The 19892-nt window shown below is 39.1% G+C and carries 22 protein-coding genes and 1 riboswitch; of the genes, 17 read left to right on the top strand and 5 right to left on the bottom strand.

The genetic code is table 11. The features are described 5' to 3' along the window. Window positions 1-81 precede the first annotated feature (81 nt). Entirely contained in the window at window positions 82-1248 is a 1167-nt protein-coding gene (locus RE409_RS18875; RefSeq protein ID WP_201250670.1) for a M14 family metallopeptidase, read from the top strand. Window positions 1249-1418: 170 nt separating this feature from the next. Further along, complete coding sequence (locus RE409_RS18870; RefSeq protein ID WP_201185802.1) at window positions 1419-2591, top strand: YqgU-like beta propeller domain-containing protein; 1173 nt, start codon at window positions 1419-1421, stop codon at window positions 2589-2591. 41 nt (window positions 2592-2632) lie between these two features. On the opposite strand, the gene RE409_RS18865 is transcribed toward RE409_RS18870, so the two are convergent. Continuing rightward, window positions 2633-2806 carry a DUF2759 domain-containing protein gene (locus RE409_RS18865; RefSeq protein WP_082527590.1) on the bottom strand — a complete coding sequence of 58 codons (174 nt, stop codon included), beginning with the start codon at window positions 2804-2806 and terminating at the stop codon, window positions 2633-2635. A gap of 233 nt (window positions 2807-3039) precedes the next feature. On the opposite strand from RE409_RS18865, the gene RE409_RS18860 reads away from it, so the two are divergent. From RE409_RS18860 to RE409_RS18850, 3 genes are all read left to right on the top strand, one after another. Further along, window positions 3040-3666, top strand: a complete 627-nt coding sequence (locus RE409_RS18860) for an MBL fold metallo-hydrolase (protein WP_201185800.1) — start codon at window positions 3040-3042, stop codon at window positions 3664-3666. A gap of 174 nt (window positions 3667-3840) precedes the next feature. Further along, window positions 3841-5013, top strand: coding sequence for a M20 metallopeptidase family protein (locus RE409_RS18855; RefSeq protein ID WP_201254645.1), 1173 nt, complete (start codon window positions 3841-3843; stop codon window positions 5011-5013). Between the two features lie 118 nt (window positions 5014-5131). Next, the gene (locus tag RE409_RS18850) at window positions 5132-6229 is read left to right on the top strand and encodes a class I SAM-dependent methyltransferase (protein ID WP_309557889.1); all 1098 of its coding nucleotides are present in this window, start codon (window positions 5132-5134) and stop codon (window positions 6227-6229) included. 56 nt (window positions 6230-6285) lie between these two features. On the opposite strand, the gene RE409_RS18845 is transcribed toward RE409_RS18850, so the two are convergent. Both RE409_RS18845 and RE409_RS18840 read right to left on the bottom strand, forming a co-directional pair. After that, window positions 6286-6528, bottom strand: a complete 243-nt coding sequence (locus RE409_RS18845) for a DUF2626 domain-containing protein (RefSeq protein WP_053346950.1) — start codon at window positions 6526-6528, stop codon at window positions 6286-6288. 85 nt (window positions 6529-6613) lie between these two features. Beyond that, on the bottom strand, window positions 6614-7315 hold the full coding sequence (locus tag RE409_RS18840; RefSeq protein ID WP_309557888.1) for a helix-turn-helix transcriptional regulator: 702 nt from the start codon (window positions 7313-7315) through the stop codon (window positions 6614-6616). Between the two features lie 216 nt (window positions 7316-7531). On the opposite strand from RE409_RS18840, the gene RE409_RS18835 reads away from it, so the two are divergent. The 9 genes from RE409_RS18835 (at window position 7532) to RE409_RS18795 (ending at window position 12551) form a co-directional block, all read left to right on the top strand. Further along, the gene (locus tag RE409_RS18835; RefSeq protein WP_309557887.1) at window positions 7532-7894 is read left to right on the top strand and encodes a Spx/MgsR family RNA polymerase-binding regulatory protein; all 363 of its coding nucleotides are present in this window, start codon (window positions 7532-7534) and stop codon (window positions 7892-7894) included. A gap of 122 nt (window positions 7895-8016) precedes the next feature. Further along, window positions 8017-9102, top strand: a complete 1086-nt coding sequence (comGA, locus tag RE409_RS18830) for a competence type IV pilus ATPase ComGA (protein WP_053346947.1) — start codon at window positions 8017-8019, stop codon at window positions 9100-9102. Then, the gene (gene comGB, locus RE409_RS18825) at window positions 9062-10120 is read left to right on the top strand and encodes a competence type IV pilus assembly protein ComGB (protein WP_201253722.1); all 1059 of its coding nucleotides are present in this window, start codon (window positions 9062-9064) and stop codon (window positions 10118-10120) included. The genes comGA and comGB overlap by 41 nt, the downstream gene beginning before the upstream one ends. A 108-nt stretch (window positions 10121-10228) precedes the next feature. After that, window positions 10229-10537, top strand: coding sequence for a competence type IV pilus major pilin ComGC (gene comGC, locus RE409_RS18820; RefSeq protein ID WP_053346945.1), 309 nt, complete (start codon window positions 10229-10231; stop codon window positions 10535-10537). Window positions 10538-10550: 13 nt separating this feature from the next. Then, the gene (gene comGD / locus RE409_RS18815; RefSeq protein WP_309559290.1) at window positions 10551-10988 is read left to right on the top strand and encodes a competence type IV pilus minor pilin ComGD; all 438 of its coding nucleotides are present in this window, start codon (window positions 10551-10553) and stop codon (window positions 10986-10988) included. Further along, a complete protein-coding gene (locus tag RE409_RS18810; RefSeq protein ID WP_056526040.1) occupies window positions 10975-11313 on the top strand; it encodes a hypothetical protein in 339 nt (112 codons plus the stop codon). Before comGD ends, RE409_RS18810 begins: the two co-directional genes overlap by 14 nt. Next, window positions 11261-11740 carry a competence type IV pilus minor pilin ComGF gene (gene comGF, locus RE409_RS18805; protein WP_116820708.1) on the top strand — a complete coding sequence of 160 codons (480 nt, stop codon included), beginning with the start codon at window positions 11261-11263 and terminating at the stop codon, window positions 11738-11740. Before RE409_RS18810 ends, comGF begins: the two co-directional genes overlap by 53 nt. Next, on the top strand, window positions 11733-12119 hold the full coding sequence (comGG, locus tag RE409_RS18800; RefSeq protein ID WP_056526035.1) for a competence type IV pilus minor pilin ComGG: 387 nt from the start codon (window positions 11733-11735) through the stop codon (window positions 12117-12119). The genes comGF and comGG overlap by 8 nt, the downstream gene beginning before the upstream one ends. Window positions 12120-12350: 231 nt before the next feature. Then, window positions 12351-12551: a YqzE family protein gene (locus RE409_RS18795; protein WP_309557885.1), complete on the top strand. Its 201-nt coding sequence runs from the start codon at window positions 12351-12353 to the stop codon at window positions 12549-12551. A 91-nt stretch (window positions 12552-12642) separates the two neighbouring features. On the opposite strand, the gene RE409_RS18790 is transcribed toward RE409_RS18795, so the two are convergent. Together RE409_RS18790 and RE409_RS18785 are read right to left on the bottom strand one after the other, a co-directional pair. Then, window positions 12643-13440: a YqhG family protein gene (locus RE409_RS18790; protein WP_201223654.1), complete on the bottom strand. Its 798-nt coding sequence runs from the start codon at window positions 13438-13440 to the stop codon at window positions 12643-12645. Further along, window positions 13418-15106, bottom strand: a complete 1689-nt coding sequence (locus tag RE409_RS18785) for a DEAD/DEAH box helicase (RefSeq protein ID WP_190271218.1) — start codon at window positions 15104-15106, stop codon at window positions 13418-13420. Before RE409_RS18785 ends, RE409_RS18790 begins: the two co-directional genes overlap by 23 nt. Before the next feature lie 370 nt (window positions 15107-15476). After that, a riboswitch (glycine riboswitch) is annotated at window positions 15477-15564 on the top strand. A gap of 240 nt (window positions 15565-15804) precedes the next feature. Between RE409_RS18785 and gcvT the strand changes: the two genes are divergently transcribed. Genes gcvT through gcvPB form a run of 3 tightly spaced genes read left to right on the top strand, consistent with a single transcriptional unit; the run spans window position 15805 to window position 19726 of the window. Further along, window positions 15805-16911, top strand: a complete 1107-nt coding sequence (gene gcvT, locus RE409_RS18780) for a glycine cleavage system aminomethyltransferase GcvT (RefSeq protein WP_201250675.1) — start codon at window positions 15805-15807, stop codon at window positions 16909-16911. An 18-nt stretch (window positions 16912-16929) separates the two neighbouring features. Next, entirely contained in the window at window positions 16930-18276 is a 1347-nt protein-coding gene (gene gcvPA / locus RE409_RS18775) for an aminomethyl-transferring glycine dehydrogenase subunit GcvPA (protein WP_201185789.1), read from the top strand. Then, entirely contained in the window at window positions 18269-19726 is a 1458-nt protein-coding gene (gene gcvPB, locus RE409_RS18770) for an aminomethyl-transferring glycine dehydrogenase subunit GcvPB (RefSeq protein ID WP_201223658.1), read from the top strand. Before gcvPA ends, gcvPB begins: the two co-directional genes overlap by 8 nt. The last annotated feature ends 166 nt before the right edge of the window (window positions 19727-19892 follow it).

Below are 19892 nucleotides of genomic sequence, written 5' to 3'. Positions count from 1 at the left end.
CTTTTATAAAACGCTGGAGCTTGGTGAACATCTTTCGGCTTTTCGTTTCATAAAGATTAAACAATGAAAGGGGCGAAGGCTATGAGAGTTGTGAGCAGAAGCGGTGATAGGTTGGCGTATTACAGTGTTTTGTTTCAAATTCCAAAAGAATTAATTGAGGATGCCAATCCCGATATTCATGAAGGAATTTTGCCAGAAGGCCTGGATGTGGAAATTCCCGGTTTCATTCTTCAGAAGGAAACCCGGCTAGATATCGATTTAGCAGCTATTGCTTTACAATATCAACTGCCTATTGATGCGTTATTAATGGTAAATCATGTTGAACAAAGACCATTTTCTGTACCCGTTCGAATCATGGAACCTCTCCTTGTCACCGAAAAGCTCTATGATTATCAGTCGCTTCTTGATGACCTAGAAATTTTATCTTTTCATTACCCTTTTATAAAAGTTGAATCGATTGGTGTGAGTGTGTTAGGGAAAGAGCTCCTTGAAGTAAGAATAGGTAAAGGTGATAAGGTTATTCATTACAACGGTTCTTTTCATGCAAATGAATGGATTACATCGGCGGTCTTGATGAAATGGTTGAATGATTTGCTACTTTCAGTTACGAATGGTAGTTCTCTTTGCGGAATGGATTGCCTGCCCTTCTATAGAGATGTGACTATTTCGATGGTTCCAATGGTAAACCCGGATGGGGTTGATCTTGTTCTTAAGGGGGCAGTGGCTGCAGAGGAAAAGGTTGATGTGCTGAAAATAAATAATGATAACCCTGCATTTTATGCCTGGAAAGCCAATATCCGTGGAGTAGATCTGAATAATCAATATCCAGCTAATTGGGAGATTGAAAAGAAGAGGAAGGTTCCAAAGGCGCCTGCACCGAGGGATTTTCCAGGAGAGACCTGTTTATCAGAGCCAGAAGCAGTGGCCATGAAGGAGTTGGCTGAAAGACGAAATTTTGAAAGAGTGATAGCGCTTCATACACAGGGAAAAGAGTTTTATTGGGGATATGAAGGACATGAACCAGAGCAGGCAGCAAATATAGCAAAAGAGTTTGAGGAGAGGAGCGGATACCGTGCTGTCCAATATGTTGACAGCCATGCAGGGTATAAGGATTGGTTTATTCAGGAGTTCAAGCGGGTAGGATTCACAATTGAATTGGGTAAGGGAATTAATCCACTTCCACTATCGCATATGCCTACCATATATGAAGATTCAGTGAAGATTTTAATGGCAGGGCTGTATATGTGATGACGATTTTCGAAGGAATATACTTCCACGAAAATATAAGATAATTATTCGCCACATTTTCTCTTTTTTACTTTATAATGAAAGTCGTAAGGGTTTCGATTGGAAATCTTTACTCTTTCTAATGTCTCGCTCACATATGCCAGGCGTTTTAGTTTTGAAGTGGGAGGTGTGTGGAGATTAAAGTATCCAAAGCAGCTCTTTGTAAGCAGCTGTCTATCTGTAAGATGTTGTGTTTCGTAGCATTATTTATCTCCACTATCCTACTTATCTCGGCTTGTGAGCCTTCCAAGGACCTTAGTAAACCCGTAAATGATACGGAAAAAGAACACTCCCAATCTAACCAAGAAACTTCATTAAGCACATTAAAGATCCCAGCTTCAAAAACAGAAAAGATCGAAGCTATTTATGGATGGCTTGATTCTAAAACCATTTTATATTCTGTGAAGCAGGATGGTAATGATTTATCACAGTTGATGGTATGGAATTTGGAAACGAATGATACTTCCATTTTTTATCAGCCGTCTTTTGCGCTTTCTGAAGTATCAATCAGTCCAGCTGGTACGCATATTTTGGTATCGTCCTTCACGTCTTCAGGTAAAGCATCAATAGCGATCCTTGATCAAACAGGAAATCCGCTGTATTCTGTGGCAATACCAGCCTATGAATTAACTTATGAGTGGAATTCATATCAAGATGGCATGTTGTTTTTATCTAGTTTTAATGAAGACTGGACATACAGCAGTTATGTGTTAAATCCAGAAAAGCAAACAATGGAAACGCTCGACTTTCCGCAGCCATTTGCTCAGTGGTCAAGTGAAAAAGAACTGATGTTTCTTGATTGGAATAGGGAAGAACCCGCTTTGACGGCTCCTTTAGAAAGAAAAGCGCTGAATGATGATGGAGTAGAAAGCCTAATGCTCGATGTTATTCACTTTAAAAAAATGAAACAGGCGCTAATGACGATTCAAGTGGAGACAGAAAAACAAGATCGGGGTACATATGCTTTTTATGATGAGACAAACAAACCGATCCACTCTTTTTCCGTACCGCTATTGAAAAGCTTTTCAGATTGGGTGATTCCATCCTATGATTTCATTGAAAAAAATAAGGAATTTATAACCTTTATTCCTAATGAATCAAAAGATGTTGACCAATATGATGGCAGGTTTACCTTAACTAAATTAAATTGGGAAAAAGGCACACAAGAAGAATTGATGAAGGACATGGAAAATGAACCATTAAGCTGTTCGCTTGATGGCAGCCTATGCTTATATGGATATCAATTTGAGAAAATCATTGATATGAAAACCCATCAAATACAGAGATTATTTAAAGAAAGTTAATGACCTAAAACAAAAGCCCGCCGCATGGCGAGCTTTTTTCTTTAATGTGCAACAGGAAAACCGCTGTTGATGACAGTCATAACAGTAAACCAACCAAACACGACTGCACTACCTGCTGCAAAAATGAATCCTAAGAAGTTTCTGTGTTTTAATGAGGTAACCACTGCTGCTGCACCTAGGATAGCCACAAGTCCGAAAACAACCATTAATATCATATCAAAACCCCCTTTTAAGTAATGAAAACCTAATCTCTAATAATATACCCAGAGAATAAAGTAACTACCAAAAATATGTAGAAAAGATTGCATTTGTTAATATTTTAATATTTTTTCAATTGTTTGTCGAGGTTTAAAAGGTGACACTTCCATGGCTTGAGTAAACTGGATTAACAATAGCAGCCTAAATTGGTGTAAGATAAGGGTAGAAAATCATAATGGAGTTGATGAAAATGAAATGGACTCAAATTCCTTTAGGCCCGCTGCAAACGAATTGCTATGTAGTTTCCGATGGACAGAACTGCATTATTTTCGATCCGGGTGAGGAGCCGCAGAAAATTATTCAGTACATACAAACTAAAAAGTTAAAGCCGCTAGCGATTTTATTAACACATGCTCATTTTGACCATATCGGAGCACTTGATGCAATCCGCGACTATTATGAGATACCTGCGTATATTCATGAAAAGGAAGCAAAGTGGTTGCTTGATCCTGCATTAAATGGTTCACAGAAGTGGTTCCCGGAAAACCCAATGCGGATGAAGCCGGCCGACCATATTCTCGTAAATGAGCAGGAACTTACTATTGGTGGGTTCACTTTTGAAGTATTCGAAACCCCTGGGCACTCACCGGGCAGCGTGTCTTATTATGCGAAGGAAGAGCGGTTGCTCTTTTCCGGGGATGTTTTATTCCAGGGAAGTGTTGGCAGAACCGATTTAATTGGCGGAAGCGAAGCAGTGCTTTTAAAAAGCATTGATACAAAACTGCTAACGCTTTCTGATGATACTATTGTTTTTCCTGGTCATGGGCCAGTTACGACGATCTTAGATGAAAAGAATACAAACCCCTTTTTGAGATAAAAACTTTTGCAGGTGCCAGGTTTGGCACCTTTTTTTATTGTTGAATTTAAAAATGTAAATTTATTGAAAAATATTACTTTCACAATTATACTGAATATTAAAATAAATCGTGCTGTTTTCTAGGTTTTAAAAACATGAAAGGAGGTTGGGATTATGGAGAGTGAGAACAAAGGTATATTGGAGAAGGCCTTGTTAGATTTAGAAAGTGGTTTTACTGACATTGTAAATTGGCGAAGGCATTTGCATCAGTATCCTGAATTATCTTTTCAAGAAACGGAAACCTCGCATTTTATTGCAGAGAAACTAATTAGTTTTGGAATAGAAGTTAGGAAAAATGTTGGTGGTAATGGTGTGATAGGCATATTATCCGGAGAGAATCCTGGTAAAACCATTGCATTGCGAGCGGATTTTGACGCATTGCCCATTCAGGATGAAAAAGAGACACCCTATAAGTCTTTAAAATCAGGAGTTATGCATGCGTGCGGTCATGATGGTCATACTGCGGCTCTATTAGGAACAGCCCGAACATTAAGCAAGTTCCGTGAAAAATTAAAGGGGCGTGTTATTTTTGTTTTCCAACATGCAGAAGAAAAGCCACCAGGCGGTGCGAAGGATATGCTGGGAGATGGGGCCTTAGAGGGCGTGGATGCCGTTTATGGGGCGCATTTAGCCACAGATATACCTGTAGGGAAAATAGCGGTGGGTAGCGGGTACAAAATGGCTGCAGTGGACGCATTTGAAATCACCATTGAAGGAAAGGGCGGTCACGGGGCTAGACCTCAGGAAGCCATTGATTCGATTGTGATTGGAAGTGAGATTGTCCAAGCATTGCAAAAAATCGTGAGCAGAAGAATAAGCCCTCTACAATCTGCGGTTGTAACTATAGGAGTTTTTCATGCTGGCTCGGCCTTTAATATCATCGCGAATACGGCCAAACTCGAAGGGACTGTACGTACATTCAATCAAGAAGTAAGATTCCAAATCGAAGAAGAAATTCGCTCGATAGTGAAAGGGATTACCGAGGCAAATCATGCAGCCTATAAAATTGACTATCTGAATGGTTATCCTGCTTTATACAACCATAGGAAGGAAACAAAGATGGTTCGAAACATTTTTGTGAATACTTTTTCTGAAGAAGCTGTAGTTGAATTTTCCCCTTCCATGGGAGCAGAGGACTTTTCTTATTTCTTACTAGAGAAACCAGGTACATATTTTAAAATCGGTGCAAGAAATGAGAATGACAACACCCATTTTCCTCATCACCATCCTCGATTTGATTTTGACGAAATCGCACTAATAGATACGGGGAAGGCTTTTATAGCTATAGTATCAAAAGATATGTTCTGAGTTTGCTTTTTTTTGGAGCAGATCAAATTACACGTTTATTGAACAAAGAAGTAATATAGTCAAAAACTATTTTGTGCATGAGCTTATTGTGGAAGGGGATCAAAGAAGAGGTGTTAAAATGAAAAATCTCCTGAAAGAAATGATTGTAAACAGTCCCCAAGATAGAATTTCCTATCATGATTATATGGAAGCCGTCTTATATACACCAAATATAGGTTATTATATGCGTGAAAAGGAGAAAATCGGTACAACTGGGGATTTTTATACATCTGGTAATGTTGGGGATGCATTTGGGAGGGCACTAGCCAGGTGGTTTATCTATTTGATAAAAGAATGCGGATTGCCTCCGAGAATAATCGAAATCGGTGCAGGGGATGGGAAGCTTGCCTATGATATCCTGACCTTTATAAAAGAAACAGAGCCGGTGCTGTGGAGCTCAATCACCTATACCCTAGTAGACAGTAGCCCTTACCACAGAAAGGTTCAGCAAGAGCGTGTAGGGGTGTTTAACCAGGTTGCTTTTATGGATAGTCTAGAAAATTTGCCGAATGTAAATGGAGTTGTCTTCTCTAATGAACTTTTTGATGCGTTGCCTGTACATGTCATTGAAATGTATAAGGGAGCGCTAGTAGAGGTATTTGTCACTGTAGAGGAAGGACAGTTAGTAGAAATAAAGGAACCTTTGAAAAATCAAGATATTCTTAACTACCTATCAAAAAAGAATATCATGTTAAATGAAAAACAGCGCTATGAAGTACCACTTAAAATGATACAAGAATATGAGGAAATCGTTTCGCATATTCAATCAGGTGTTCTTCTTACAATCGATTATGGCTATACGGAACAGGAGTGGAAGGAACCAGCCCATCTTCAGGGAAGCTTAAGAGGGTATTATCAGCATAAAATGATGAAAAAAGTACTTGAGTATCCGGGTGAGATGGATCTGACATCACATATTCATTTTGACATATTAATCGAAAGCGGAAAAAATGTGAATTTTTCTATGGAAGGACTATTTCAGCAAAATGAATTTTTACTCAAAACAGGGATTCTTGAAGAACTGAAAGACCACCAAGAGACGGATCCTTTCTCAAAAACAGCAAAGCGGAACCGAGCAATACGGGGGTTAATTGTTCCTGGTGGCCATAGTGAGTATTTTAGGGTGTTGCTGCAATCGAAGAATTTAGCCGAGAAAGTGAGACTATTTCCTGAATAAGGACATGTAAAAACCCATGAATCAAGATTCATGGGTTATGTATATTGCTCTGTTCCTTAATGTGCAGTACCTGGCGTCATCATAAATACGCTCCAGTAGGAAAATCCTGCAAAGAAAACGGTAAGATAGGCGCCAAAAACATAAATATACATGCGCTCAGATAATTTTAAATAACTTAAGAGTACAAAAAAGCCGGTTTGTGCGAAGAAAAGTAAAGAAGTTTGATGCATATGGCCAAGATAAAAGAATATTGCCATAATTCCTGTCCAAAAACCACATACTCTGAACATGCGTTCCATCCGAATCCCTCCTTTTGTCTAGTCGTGTGCATTCAAAATAATTATAAATGAAATTGTAAGGTAATGTAAAGGATGCCTTTTGTTTCTATGCGAGAACCGAAGCCTGATAAGAACATGTTACACAATTTCCCATCATATTTCCTAATTCCACAATCTTGACATTGTCAAACAATGCTTCAAACATACCTTTTAAGAATGAGTTGTGCATTGCACAGATCGTACTAGGCTCGACATTGGTAACTTCTTTAAAAGGACAATTGAAGATTCGAAAGAGAATGCTGTTTTCTTCTTCGCTTGCCTGTATTTCAGGCGAGAACCCAGCAATGGTAGCTGCATTTTTAAGCATGCTGACTTTTTCATCAAAAGTCAGATCGTCAATCGACGTTGAGCTTAGGGTTAGCTGCTGATTCATTAATTCCTCGCCAAATACCTTCCCTGTTTCATAAAGAGCCTTTTTTCCTTGTTCTCCTAATGACATCATCGTCTTAATGGCAATTCTTGAAAGAAGCTGATAGTCCCTGTATGGAAAATGAAGTTGAATGACTTTATCGGATAATCGATAAAGCCTGCTAGGGCGTCCCCCTTTCCCTGTCTTACGTGCATCCGAGGTAAGCATGTCCACATCTTCAAGTTTAGATAAATGTAGTCGTGCTACATTTGGATGAATTTTAAAAGAATCGGCAATTTGCTGTACAGATACATCTTGATGGTTGTTAACGATATATTGATATATATAATATCGGGTGGGATCTGCTAACACGTTTGTAATTCTTAACGTTTGTTCCATTATACCCTCCTGCTGTTCCAATAGTTTAACTATATTCCATTATAATACAGGCAGAAAAAAATGGAATAACAGAAACAGCAATCTCCCTTAAGTTAAGAAAAAGTTCACATTTCAATCAGAGATATAGTACAAATGAATATACAAAACTTAAACAAATGTTATACAATTGTTTTATAGAATCTTTAAAAAACAAAATGTGAACGGAGAGTGTTAAGAATGGGACGGTTAAAACGTTTAACTTTCTTTTCATACCCAAGCTGTACATCTTGCCGAAAAACAAAAAAATGGTTAAAAACCAATCAAGTATCCTTTGATGAACGTCATTTATTCAAAGAAACTCCAACAGAAGGAGAATTAAAAAGAATCCTTGAATTGACAACGGAAGGACTTGATGAGGTTTTAGCAACAAGGAGTGAAGCCTATAAATGCTTACATGTTAATATTGACGAAATGCTACTTTCTGATGTCATCCAATTATTAACAAAAGAACCTAAATTATTAAGAAGACCCATCCTCATTTATGGAGAAAAGCTTGTGGTTGGACATAATGAAGATGCGTTAAGAAATTTGGTTTTATAAAAGCAAAATTTGAAAATGAGCATATGGTTTATTCTCGAATCTTTTTTCGGGGATTTTTTTATTTTATAAGGAGGAATTTGTCGTGCAATGTCGAAACACTACTACAAGATACTTAGGAGGTGATGAAAGATTTGATATCGATTGAAAAGAAAGCTGAAAAAATCCTTTCCCGTGCCATTCAATTATCGGCATCGGATATTCACGTTTTACCACGCAGAGAGGGCCCTCTCATTCAATTCAGGATTGACAACAAACTCGTTCCTCAGGAAACATTGTCATTCTTTGAAACGGAACGACTGATCTCCCATTTAAAGTTCCTTGCCGCTATGGATATAGGTGAGAAAAGAAGACCTCAGAGTGGTTCAATTACCGTCAATTTATCAAAAAAAGTGGTTGGACTTCGCCTTTCCACATTACCAACTGCACATCTCGAAAGTTTGGTCATCCGCTTGATTCCCCAGCAGAATATCCTTCCTTTAGAACAATTATCCCTATTTCCAAACACCGTTCAAAAACTGGTTGCCCTTCTGAAACATTCCCATGGCATGCTCATATTTACCGGTCCGACTGGTAGTGGGAAAACCACGACATTATACTCCTTGCTTCATCATTCAAAAGAGATGATCAACCGGAACATCATTACCCTTGAAGATCCCATTGAAAATGTGTCAGAAAAGGTCCTACAAGTTCAAATTAATGAAAAGGCAGGTATTACGTACTCTGTTGGTCTAAAAGCTGTGCTTAGGCATGATCCTGACGTGATTATGGTCGGGGAAATCAGGGATTCTGAAACAGCAAAAATTGCAGTTCGTGCTGCATTAACGGGTCATTTAATCCTCACGACCATGCATACAAGGGATGCACAAGGAGCTATCTCTAGGTTGCTCGAATTTGGAATCAGCTTGCTTGAGATAGAACAGAGCTTGATTGGTGTGACCGCTCAGCGGCTAGTTGAACTAACATGTCTGCAATGTAAAGAGGTTTGTACATCTGCTTGCCAAATGATTGCTCGTAATAAAAGGGCAAGTGTGTATGAACTGCTATATGGAAAAAGCTTGGCAGAAGTATTGAAGATGACGAAAGAGGAAAAAGGGAAGGGGACGGTCTCCTACCGCCAATTAAAGGATGAGATAGGAAAAGCGGTGGCAATGGGCTATGTGGATTCACATGAATTTGAACGGCTGGTATACGATGAAGGCAAAAAGTAAATGGAGGATAAAAGAACAAGCGGTCTTTATCTCGAAGCTGGGGGAATTATTAAGTCATGGCTATCCCTTAGCCGAGGCGATACATTTTCTGGAGTTTCAGGAATCAAAGAAGAAAGCTGAGGATTTTACTCAGGCTATTCAGGATTTAAGGAACGGGCATCCGCTGCATCAAGTGTTAACCCATCTTAATTTTCATCCACAACTTGTAAGTTATATATTTTATGGAGAACAATGCGGCGACCTCAATAGGGCGTTGATAGAAGGAGGTAGATACTGGAAGAAGAGGACGGAAGATTTGGATAAAGTGAAAAAGTTGATGGTGTATCCAATTTTCTTATTCTTTTTTGTGAACATCGTGTTTTATATCCTGCAGAGTGTCCTCCTTCCAAAATTCCAGACAATCTTTATTACGATGGATGTTGAACAGAATATCATCCTGAAATTACTGGTAGCCTCTTCAGTTATCCTCCCTGTCATCCCCTTCATCTTGCTCGCATTGCTCCTTTTCTTTTTTTTACTCAAACAATTTTGGTTTAACAAGTTATGCCCCTTAAGGCAGCGAAGAATATTATTAAACATTCCTCTCGCAGGCACATTCATTAAGTTATATGAAACGTATTTTTTTGCAAGCCAATTCAGTGGCTTACTCTTTGGAGGGCTTTCCATTAACGAAAGCATCAAATTATTCTCCATAAATCAGCAGCAGCCTTTTTACCAGAAACTTTGCTCAATTATTAAAGATGATTTAATTGAAGGCAGATCGCTAGAAATGATTTTTCAGGAGCTGCCTTACTTTGATAGAAATTTACCATTAATAGCCGCAAATGGTCAAAAGTACGGCAGGCTTGATTCAGAGTTACTTCATTACAGTCGTTTTTTGCTAGAGAAAATTGAAGAAAGAATGAATTCAATTTTGAAAATCATTCAGCCTCTTATGTTTTCATTGATTGGTCTGCTGATTGTTTCCATTTATTTAGCGGTCTTACTGCCAATGTTTTCTCTGCTCGAGGGGATATAGAATATTCTTAATAAATTCTGGAGGTGAATCTGCGCTGAAATAATTTTGGGAATAGGATAGGTGTGTGAAATTTCTAATCTATTTTCATTTATTTAGAAGCAGAATGATATGAAGAAAGTGTTGAATGAAAGAGGTTTTACATTAATTGAAATGCTTATTGTTTTACTCGTAATTTCCATTCTATTGATTATTACAATCCCAAATATAACAAAGCATCAATCGACGATTCACTCTAAAGGTTGTGAAGCGTTTGTTAAGATGGCTCAAGCACAGGTGCAAGCCTATGAAATAGATAATGGCAAACTTCCTGCTAGTATTGATGAAATGGAAAGTCAAGGGTATCTTAAACAAAAATCATGTCCGAATGGGGATGGTATTAGTCTGGATAACAAGGGAAAGGTTACGGTAATTGAATAGCAGCAAATTGATTGTGCGGCCTTCCTGTGGAGGTTATACCCTGTCAGAAACCCTCATCGTCCTCGTTATTTTTGTACTGCTAAGTGGCATCGGTCTAAATTTATATCCAAGCTTTATTAAAGGAATGGAAAATAAGATTTTCATTTCTCAATTGAAAGAGGACATTTTCTATGCGCAGCAGTATGCCATCAGCCATGAAAGTCTGATTTACCTTCATATGGATAATACGAATAGGATTTACACGGTAACATCCTATAAGGAGGGGGTTGTGCTTGAGAGAAGCATACCAAAGGATATACAGTTCTTAAGTGGAACATTAGGACTTACGTTTCATTTTAATCAGTATGGAAATGCTTCAAAAGCAGGGACGATGATGATTGATACGACAAAAGGGAAGTACAAGTTAATCCTTAATATCGGTAAAGGGAGGTTTAGGATTGAGAAACAGTAGAGGTTACGTCTACTTAGAAATGATAGCCGCTTTTTCGATTTGTATAGTCTTGGTCATTTCGATTCTGCCGATACTTGAGGAGATAATGACCAATCGGAAAAATGTTGTCTTAAGGACAGAAGCCCACTATTTGTTATATGAAAGATTGACTGCCTTCATGGATGGGGAGGTAAATGCTGTCGACCAGGAAATCCATTATCAGAAAAGATTGTATGAACTAACATGGAAGGAACAGAAGGATTTCCCAGGTATGATTGAAGGATGTGTACGATATGAAAATGAAGTGGGTAAATCAGAATCCATTTGTGATGCTGCGAAAAAATGATGGCTTTACAATAATTGAAATGCTTTTTTCTTTAATGATATTAATGACCACCTCTATTTTCATCTTACAACTTTTTTCAATTATTCACACACAGTTGGAATCAAAAGACAAATTGCATCCTAAAGAGTGGGAGATCTTTACGATGCAAATGCAACAGGAGGTCAGGGGTGCTAAAAGTCAGGATGTAATAGAAAATAAATTATATTTACTTTCAGGTGACCAGTTATCTTTTATTGAACAATATGAAGATAAGCTCCGCAGGCGAGTGAATGGAAAAGGTCATGAGGTCATCCTGCAGAACATTTCAAAATTTAAGGTTGAGAAGGATGGTAACGTCATTGTGTTAAATATAACGGATAAAGCAGGGAATACTGTTATTCGCAGGTTTCATCCTTTCTTTAAAAGTGAGACGAAAGTTGATGAATAATCAAAAAGGGGTCGTTTTCCCGATGGTCATGATTGTAGCGAGTGTTTTTATCATGTTCACGATATTAATGATCGATCAATTTGTCATCGATAAAAAATTTTATAAAGAAGTGGAAGAAACGCTTGTGGCCGATCATTTAGTGCATCTAGCCGTTAATGAGGTAACAGCTGGATGGGGTGAAGATATACCGAAGAACCTTCAGGGGGATATCTCATATCCCAATGGTGATGTCCATTATATATTAACGAAACAAGATGCCCGTTATGCCTTTATTGAATTTGCTTCCTCGACTAAAGATAACCGAGTTGGTAGAATCATTATTCAATATGACAAAGAGTTAGGTAGAGTTGTAGAATGGATAGAAAAACAGTCCGTATAACACGTATGAAGGCAACCTGATGGTGCGGATTCAGGAAGGATGAAAACGTTTTTGGCTGACTGTGAATGGGGTATCGAACGGAATGATTAGACTAATGTCAGGCTTCCCCTAAATGGAAGTGGAGAACTTACCATCGATACAACAAGCAGGCCCAAATAGTAACCATCTCGGGTAAACTAGAAAGAATAAAAGAAGCATAAGCAGGGCATACTTTATTTAGGGTGATATTGTATGTCTACTAACGCTTATATCAAATATCTTACACAGCAGCTTGTCGAATATTTTAATTTGACCAAGAAAGAACGGAAAGAAAAACGTCGTCATCGGAACGAGGATAAAAATACTGGTGTGTCCCACTGGTTTGGTATTGTCCCTTTCGCTTTGTCGATGTTTGTAAGAAAAAAAATCAAAAAAAGAAAACAGATGTCCTAAGCTTTTGGACATCTGTTTTTTTTTGTTTAGTCAGGAAAAACCTAGCTAGGCGGTTGTAGTAGAGAAATCATTTCTGAAAAAATAGATCCATTTATCCTAACGCTCTATCTGATAAGTAAAATAAACCGCCATTGATGATTGATATTAGGATATTTGGCTCATATTGGGCCTGTAATGCCTGTTTTTCAGTGAAATAACTTTCGCTTTTTTCATCCATATCCTTATAAAAATGCTCCAATAAATTTAAGTCATTCTGCCAGCGCTCCATGGCTTCTTCCGCCCAAGAATGGTCATCGTTCTCGAAGCTGGTTCGGATATATGTATCAAGTCTTGCTAACCCACTCTTTGGCATGATTAATGGTGAGAGGGTGAAGGAGTAATCCGGTATCTTTGGGGTGACTTTAACCGGTAAAACACGATTGTGAAATCCTTCCATGATCTCCCCGGAGATTAAATTCAATCCAACAGACATAAAGGTATCTTTTTTTCGATCACATTGATAAGATATTTTAACATTTAGTGTAAGCCAGGGGAACAATGGATTATGGCGACCATTTGAGGGGAGTGTATCCTCGAAAAGTCTAGTATATCCAGCCAGCCTTTTTGTTGATTCGATAATTTGATGGAGACGGGGCGAACCAAAGTGAATTCGTTCTCCTTTCATATTGGGTGGAGCCTGATCAGGATTAGTAATGAAAGTAATCTGGGCTGGGTTTGGAATCCCGCCCGTTTTTTCAAGATAATGCCAATAAAAGGGACGGTTCATTAACTCTTTATCCATTTCAATCGTCAGTTGAACAGTGATATGGGATGGGGCATTCTCTAGTACTTCACAATCATTAGCTTCAAAGAAAGTTATTAAAAAATCATGAATTTCCTGTTGCTGCATGAATCTCACCTTCCTTCATAGTTTGAGCGAATTGAATCATCGATGAAAAATTATCCATCTTGATTTTCATTTCACCCTCAGTTCGGGACTCGCCGACCACGTCAATTAAATATTCTTCGATGTTGGTAATATCCAGCTTCGTTAAAATATCATCCAATTCACCAATTACTTTTTCAAACAAATGGATTTTTTCATATAATAATTTCAAAATATGTTCTTCAACTGTATTTTTCGTTGCAAAGTTATATATCATGACATCTTCTTCCTGGCCAAGTCGGTGAATCCGTCCAATTCTTTGTTCAAGTCTCATTGGATTCCATGGCAGGTCAAAATTAATCAAGTGGTGGCAAAATTGAAGGTTTATTCCTTCCCCACCGGCTTCGGTAGCAATTAAAACTTGAATCTGCTTTTGGAATAATTCTCTCATCCAGTCTTTTTTTCCACGCTTAAAGCCGCCGCGGAAGGGAACTGAGGAAATTCCATTCTGTTGTAAATACCATTGTAAATATAGCTGAGTGGCTCTGTATTCGGTAAAGATAATCACTTTGTCATCAATTTTCTTGATGAGTTCTAAAGCTTTTTCAGCCTTGGAGTTTTGTTCTGTTTCATTTACCTTCTCAAACAGCTCATCTAGCTTTGCTAAAAAGTCAGGGGAAGGCTGTTCATATTTGGCTTTCATGTTTTTCAATGTATAAAAAACGGCTTCTCTGCTGCTGCATGCTTCTCTTTGGAGGGTGAGTGCTGAAAAAGAACTTCCCTTCGATCCATCTGAAATAGGCTTAAATTTGGAAACAGCGTCGTACAAGGCTTGTTCAGTTGGAGAAAATTCAATGATGATTGTTTCCACCTGCCTTTTTGTCCATTCAATTCCAGTATCAGCCCGTCGGTTCCGAATCATAACAGTGTTGACGAGTTCCTTTAGGTGCTCATCCTCAATAACATTTCGGCCTTTGCCTTTATATTTCTCAGAAAAGAGTGTTGCATTTCCCAAGTGTCCCGGTTTCAATAACGAAACAAGATGGAAAATTTCTTCGACTTTATTTTGAATTGGCGTAGCTGTCAGCAATAAACAAAATTTCTTTTTCAGATTTTGGACAAATTCATAGTTCTTCGTTTTATTATTTTTAAGTTTATGAGCCTCATCAATAATGATAAAGTCATATTGCTGATTAAAAATGATATCTCGATGGGGAGCTCGTTTCGCTGTATCAATGGATGATATAACAACATCGCATGATTCCCACACATAGCTTTTTCTTTGAACAACAGCCGGAATATGAAACTTGGTATTCAATTCAAAAGCCCATTGACTTACAAGTGAAGCGGGGACAAGAATTAATACTTTTTTAACAAGACCACGGATCATATATTCTTTTAGAATCAAGCCAGCTTCGATTGTTTTCCCGAGACCTACTTCATCAGCTAAAATGGCTTTTCCATTCATCTTTTCAACTACCTGCTTTGCCGCTTCCAATTGGTGGGGAAGCGGGGTGAGCTGTGGAAGATGCTTGGGTGCCTGTAAACCTTCAAAATCAGGAATAATGAGGTTTTCTTCCATTTGAACAGCCAATTTATAAAGCTCCCAATTACCCCATGGACCGTCATTTTCCATCTTTTGTAGAAACTCGTCATTCCAATCAGAACTGAAGGATATATTAATTTTCATTGAAACTACTCCTTCTAAAATCATAATTTTCTTATTTAAGGTTGAAACCCGAACATTTTATATGTGAAGTAAGAAAAATATTTCTCTGTAAAAGATATTGCAGAGAAAAGTTTCTTAAGGTAGGATGTAAGTATATTTAGAAAATTCCAATTTCCCAAAACGCTTAAAAGATGAATGTAGTTCATGTTTTTCATAGTATGGGCAACCGCCTCTTACTTTATCCCAGATTAACAGACTAGAGATCATTCATTAAGTTCTGAAGTTTTAAGGAGAGTTGGTAGAGAAAGCATTTTGTAAATGCACAGAGGTTTTACTAACTATCAGTAGGATTAATTACTTTCCTAATTGGTGGAGACACATTTATATGCGGGTGAAGATAAGGGGAGAGACTACGAATGTAGCGCCGAAGGAGCAAACTTAGCAGTGAATCTCTCAGGCAAAAGAACTCTTATTGGACGCAACTCTGGAGAGCGCCGCTCGTTGCAGGACGGCCACCAAAGGGGAAAACCTATTATATAGGTAAACTTTCAGGTTTCAGGACAGAGAAAAAGCTCTTTAGGGCTTTCTCTGTCCTTTTTTGTGCCCTTTTTTCCACATTATGAATCAGGCTGAGAAGTATAAGAAGATCTGACAAAATGGAAAGAAGCTTTTAGAAAAGTGAGCAAAGTAAATCTAAAAAATCTAAGGGGGGTCATTTTTTGACCAATTTAAAAAGAACACCACTATTTGAGGTTTATCGTGAATACGGAGGAAAAACGATCGATTTTGGCGGCTGGGAACTTCCTGTCCAATTTTCGGGTATCAAGGACGAACATGAAGCAGTTCGTACAAAAGCTGGCTTATTTGATGTTTCCCATATGGGTGAGGTTGATGTGAAGGGCCCAGGGAGTCTTGCCTTTTTACAAAAAATGATGACCAATGATGTATCAAAGCTAAAACAGGGCGGAGCAATTTATACGGCTATGTGTTATGAAAACGGCGGTACTGTTGACGATCTTATCATTTATAAAAAGGCAGAAGACGACTATCTGCTCGTGGTCAATGCCGCCAATACAGAAAAAGATTTTAACTGGCTACAAGCTAATTGTTCAGAGGATGTCCAACTTTCGGATGTATCAAGCGATTATACACAGTTGGCACTGCAGGGACCTTTGGCAGAGAAAATATTACAAAAACTATCTAATGATACACTTTTGAGTGAAATTGGCTTTTTTAAATTCAAGGAAAATGTCCTGATAAATGGGCTTTCCACGATGGTTTCACGTACAGGATATACGGGTGAAGATGGTTTTGAAATATATAGCAACAGTGAAAATGGCCCGGCCCTTTGGAGAGCTATTCTAGATGCAGGAAAAGAAGAAGGGATACAGCCGATAGGTTTAGGGGCACGTGACACACTCCGCTTTGAAGCTAAACTTCCGCTTTATGGACAGGAGCTTTCACCGGATATTACCCCAATTGAAGCCGGGATTGGTTTTGCGGTTAAAGTGGATAAGGAAGCCGACTTTTTCGGGAAAGCCGTTCTTACTGAACAAAAGGAAAAAGGGGCACAACGTAAGCTTGTCGGAATTGAAATGATTGACCGCGGCATTCCTCGTCATGGCTATAAGGTATACAGTGGGGATAAAGTCATTGGTGAAGTTACGACTGGCACTCAATCACCAACATTGAAGAAAAATGTAGGATTGGTACTTATCGATAAAGACTTTTCGGTGATGAATTCTGAAGTCGAAGTGGAAATTCGTTCAAAACGATTGAAAGCTGTTATTATACAAACACCTTTTTATAAAAAACCACGTAAATAGAGAGGAATGGTCATTAAGATGAAACATCGTTACTTACCCATGACAGAGCAGGATAAACAACAAATGCTGGAGGTAATAGGGGTCCCTTCTGTTGAGAACCTTTTCAACGATATTCCTGAAAGTGTCCGCTTTCAAGGCGAATATGACATTAAACCAGCTAAATCAGAGCCAGCCTTAATGAAAGAATTATCAAAACTTGCTTCTAAGAATGCTGATCTTAAAAACTATGCTTCCTTTCTTGGTGCGGGCGTGTATGACCATTATTCACCGGTCATCGTTGATCATGTTCTTTCCCGCTCGGAGTTTTATACAGCCTACACCCCTTATCAGCCAGAAATTTCACAGGGGGAGCTTCAGGCCATTTTTGAATATCAAACGATGATTTGTGAAATGACAGGCATGGATGTAGCCAACTCCTCCATGTATGACGGAGGGACGGCATTAGCGGAAGCAGCGATGCTTGCATCCGGTCATACACGACGTAAGAAAATTCTAATTTCAGCGGCAGTACATCCTGAATCAAGAGAAGTCGTTAAGACGTATGCGAAAGGTCAGCGAGTGGAAGTCATTGAAATTCCATTTAAAGATGGTGTGACAGATCTAGCTGCCTTAAAGGAATTGGCGAAAGACGATATTGCGGGAGTCATTGTGCAATATCCAAACTTCTTTGGACGTATTGAACCGTTGAAAGAAATGGAAGAAATCATTCATGATGTGAAATCCATGTTTATCGTTTCGAGTAACCCGCTTGCACTAGGTGCATTGACCCCTCCAGGTGCCCTTGGTGCTGATATCGTAACAGGCGATGCTCAGCCATTCGGTATTCCAGCAGCTTTTGGCGGACCGCATTGCGGATACTTTGCGGTCACGAACAAACTTGTTCGTAAAGTGCCAGGCCGTCTCGTCGGGCAAACAGTGGATGAAGATGGTAAACGGGGATTTGTGCTGACGCTTCAAGCTCGTGAGCAACACATTCGTCGTGACAAGGCCACATCCAATATTTGTTCCAATCAGGCGTTAAATGCTTTGGCAGCTTCTGTTGCGATGACCGCACTTGGGAAAAAGGGTGTCAAAGAAATGGCAGTGAATAATATTCAAAAAGCCTATTATGCGAAAAAAGCTATAAAGGAAAAAGGAATAGAAGTGGTGTTTGAGGGACCATCGTTTAATGAATTTGTCATTAAACTGCCGGCATCTTACCAAGAAATTAATCAAAGTCTTTTTGAAAAAGAAATTATCGGCGGCTTCGACTTAGGGACTGTTTATCCACAGCTGAAAGACCATATGCTTGTGGCTGTAACAGAACTTAGAACAAAAGAAGAAATTGATGCACTTGCGCAGGAATTGGGGGATCAACATGAATAATCAAGATCAATCACTCATTTTTGAAATCAGTACGTCCGGTCGAATAGGGTACAGTCTACCGGAAATGGATGTTGAAGAAATTTCACTTGAAGAGATTTTTCCTGCCGAATACATCCGTCAAGAAGAGGCTGAGCTTCCAGAAGTATCGGAATTAGATATCATGCGTCATTATACAGCTCTTTCCAAACGGAATCACGGGGTGGATTCGGGCTTTTATCCACTCGGTTCTTGTACGATGAAGTATAACCCGAAGATAAATGAAAATGTGGCGCGTTTTAACGGTTTCGCCCATATCCATCCATATCAAGATCCGGCGACTGTACAGGGAGCCTTGGAACTATTATTTGACTTGCAAGAACATTTAACAGAAATCACAGGGATGGATCAAGTGACCTTACAGCCAGCAGCAGGTGCACATGGTGAATGGACAGGATTAATGATGATTCGTGCCTTCCATGAAGCAAACGGCGATACAGCACGGACGAAAGTGATAGTTCCTGATTCGGCACACGGTACGAATCCAGCTTCCGCCACTGTTGCGGGGCTCGAAACGATTACGGTAAAATCAGATGAAAATGGCTTAGTTGACCTTGAAGATTTAAAGCGCGTGGTAGGTTCGGATACAGCGGCTTTAATGCTGACGAATCCCAATACATTAGGATTGTTTGAAGAGAATATTTTGGAAATGGCAAAACTTGTCCACGATGCTGGTGGGAAGCTTTATTATGACGGAGCCAATCTTAATGCAGTCCTATCTAAAGCCCGTCCAGGTGATATGGGCTTTGATGTGGTCCATTTAAATCTCCATAAAACATTTACAGGTCCACATGGTGGCGGTGGCCCGGGATCTGGTCCTGTCGGAGTAAAATCGGATTTGATTCCCTACTTGCCTAAACCACTCGTGGTCAAACGAGATGAGCAATTTATGCTGGATTATGATCGCCCGCAATCCATCGGAAGAGTTAAACCTTATTACGGAAACTTCGGAATAAATGTGAGGGCTTATACGTACATTCGTTCTATGGGTCCTGATGGTCTTAGGGCTGTCACGGAGAATGCGGTCATCAATGCGAATTATATGATGCGTAGGTTGGAACCATATTTTGATTTACCATATAATCGCCATTGTAAGCATGAGTTTGTGCTTAGTGGCCGCCGGCAAAAGAAGTTGGGCGTCCGAACACTCGATATTGCCAAAAGATTACTAGACTTCGGCTATCATCCACCTACTATTTACTTCCCGTTGAACGTGGAAGAAGGAATGATGATAGAACCGACTGAAACGGAGTCAAAGGAAACTCTCGACGCGTTCATTGATGCGATGATTCAGATAGCTAAGGAAGCGGAAGAAACTCCGGAGATCGTACAGGAAGCGCCACATACAACAGTTATTAAAAGGCTGGATGAAACGCTTGCTGCAAGAAAACCAGTCCTCCGTTATCAAGCTTAATAGCCTAAATAAAAATCCCCGCCATCTGAGCGGGGATTTTTATTCATTATATGTATAGAGAATGACCAGCTGGAAATGAATATACAATAAGACATAATAAGCTTTAAGACGGCATTTCATTTCAATTTTTAGTATGATAGCTTTTTAATTAAAAAGAGCCCATGCG

This window comes from Peribacillus sp. R9-11 (assembly GCF_031345095.1).
Classification (GTDB): domain Bacteria; phylum Bacillota; class Bacilli; order Bacillales; family DSM-1321; genus Peribacillus; species Peribacillus butanolivorans.
The sequence above is the reverse complement of the archived record's forward strand: the minus strand, read 5'-3'. Positions and strand labels throughout refer to the sequence as shown.

Bases quoted from the DNA above. Each gene is read 5' to 3' on its own strand.
- RE409_RS18875 (WP_201250670.1), top strand. From the start codon at position 82: ATGAGAGTTGTGAGCAGAAGCGGTGATAGGTTGGCGTATTACAGTGTT.
- RE409_RS18865 (WP_082527590.1), bottom strand. From the start codon at position 2,806: ATGATATTAATGGTTGTTTTCGGACTTGTGGCTATCCTAGGTGCAGCA.
- RE409_RS18860 (WP_201185800.1), top strand. From the start codon at position 3,040: ATGAAATGGACTCAAATTCCTTTAGGCCCGCTGCAAACGAATTGCTAT.
- RE409_RS18850 (WP_309557889.1), top strand. From the start codon at position 5,132: ATGAAAAATCTCCTGAAAGAAATGATTGTAAACAGTCCCCAAGATAGA.
- RE409_RS18845 (WP_053346950.1), bottom strand. From the start codon at position 6,528: ATGGAACGCATGTTCAGAGTATGTGGTTTTTGGACAGGAATTATGGCA.
- RE409_RS18840 (WP_309557888.1), bottom strand. From the start codon at position 7,315: ATGGAACAAACGTTAAGAATTACAAACGTGTTAGCAGATCCCACCCGA.
- RE409_RS18835 (WP_309557887.1), top strand. From the start codon at position 7,532: ATGGGACGGTTAAAACGTTTAACTTTCTTTTCATACCCAAGCTGTACA.
- comGA (WP_053346947.1), top strand. From the start codon at position 8,017: ATGAAAGATTTGATATCGATTGAAAAGAAAGCTGAAAAAATCCTTTCC.
- comGB (WP_201253722.1), top strand. From the start codon at position 9,062: ATGAATTTGAACGGCTGGTATACGATGAAGGCAAAAAGTAAATGGAGG.
- comGC (WP_053346945.1), top strand. From the start codon at position 10,229: ATGAAGAAAGTGTTGAATGAAAGAGGTTTTACATTAATTGAAATGCTT.
- comGF (WP_116820708.1), top strand. From the start codon at position 11,261: ATGAAAATGAAGTGGGTAAATCAGAATCCATTTGTGATGCTGCGAAAA.
- comGG (WP_056526035.1), top strand. From the start codon at position 11,733: ATGAATAATCAAAAAGGGGTCGTTTTCCCGATGGTCATGATTGTAGCG.
- RE409_RS18795 (WP_309557885.1), top strand. From the start codon at position 12,351: ATGTCTACTAACGCTTATATCAAATATCTTACACAGCAGCTTGTCGAA.
- RE409_RS18790 (WP_201223654.1), bottom strand. From the start codon at position 13,440: ATGCAGCAACAGGAAATTCATGATTTTTTAATAACTTTCTTTGAAGCT.
- RE409_RS18785 (WP_190271218.1), bottom strand. From the start codon at position 15,106: ATGAAAATTAATATATCCTTCAGTTCTGATTGGAATGACGAGTTTCTA.
- gcvPA (WP_201185789.1), top strand. From the start codon at position 16,930: ATGAAACATCGTTACTTACCCATGACAGAGCAGGATAAACAACAAATG.
- gcvPB (WP_201223658.1), top strand. From the start codon at position 18,269: ATGAATAATCAAGATCAATCACTCATTTTTGAAATCAGTACGTCCGGT.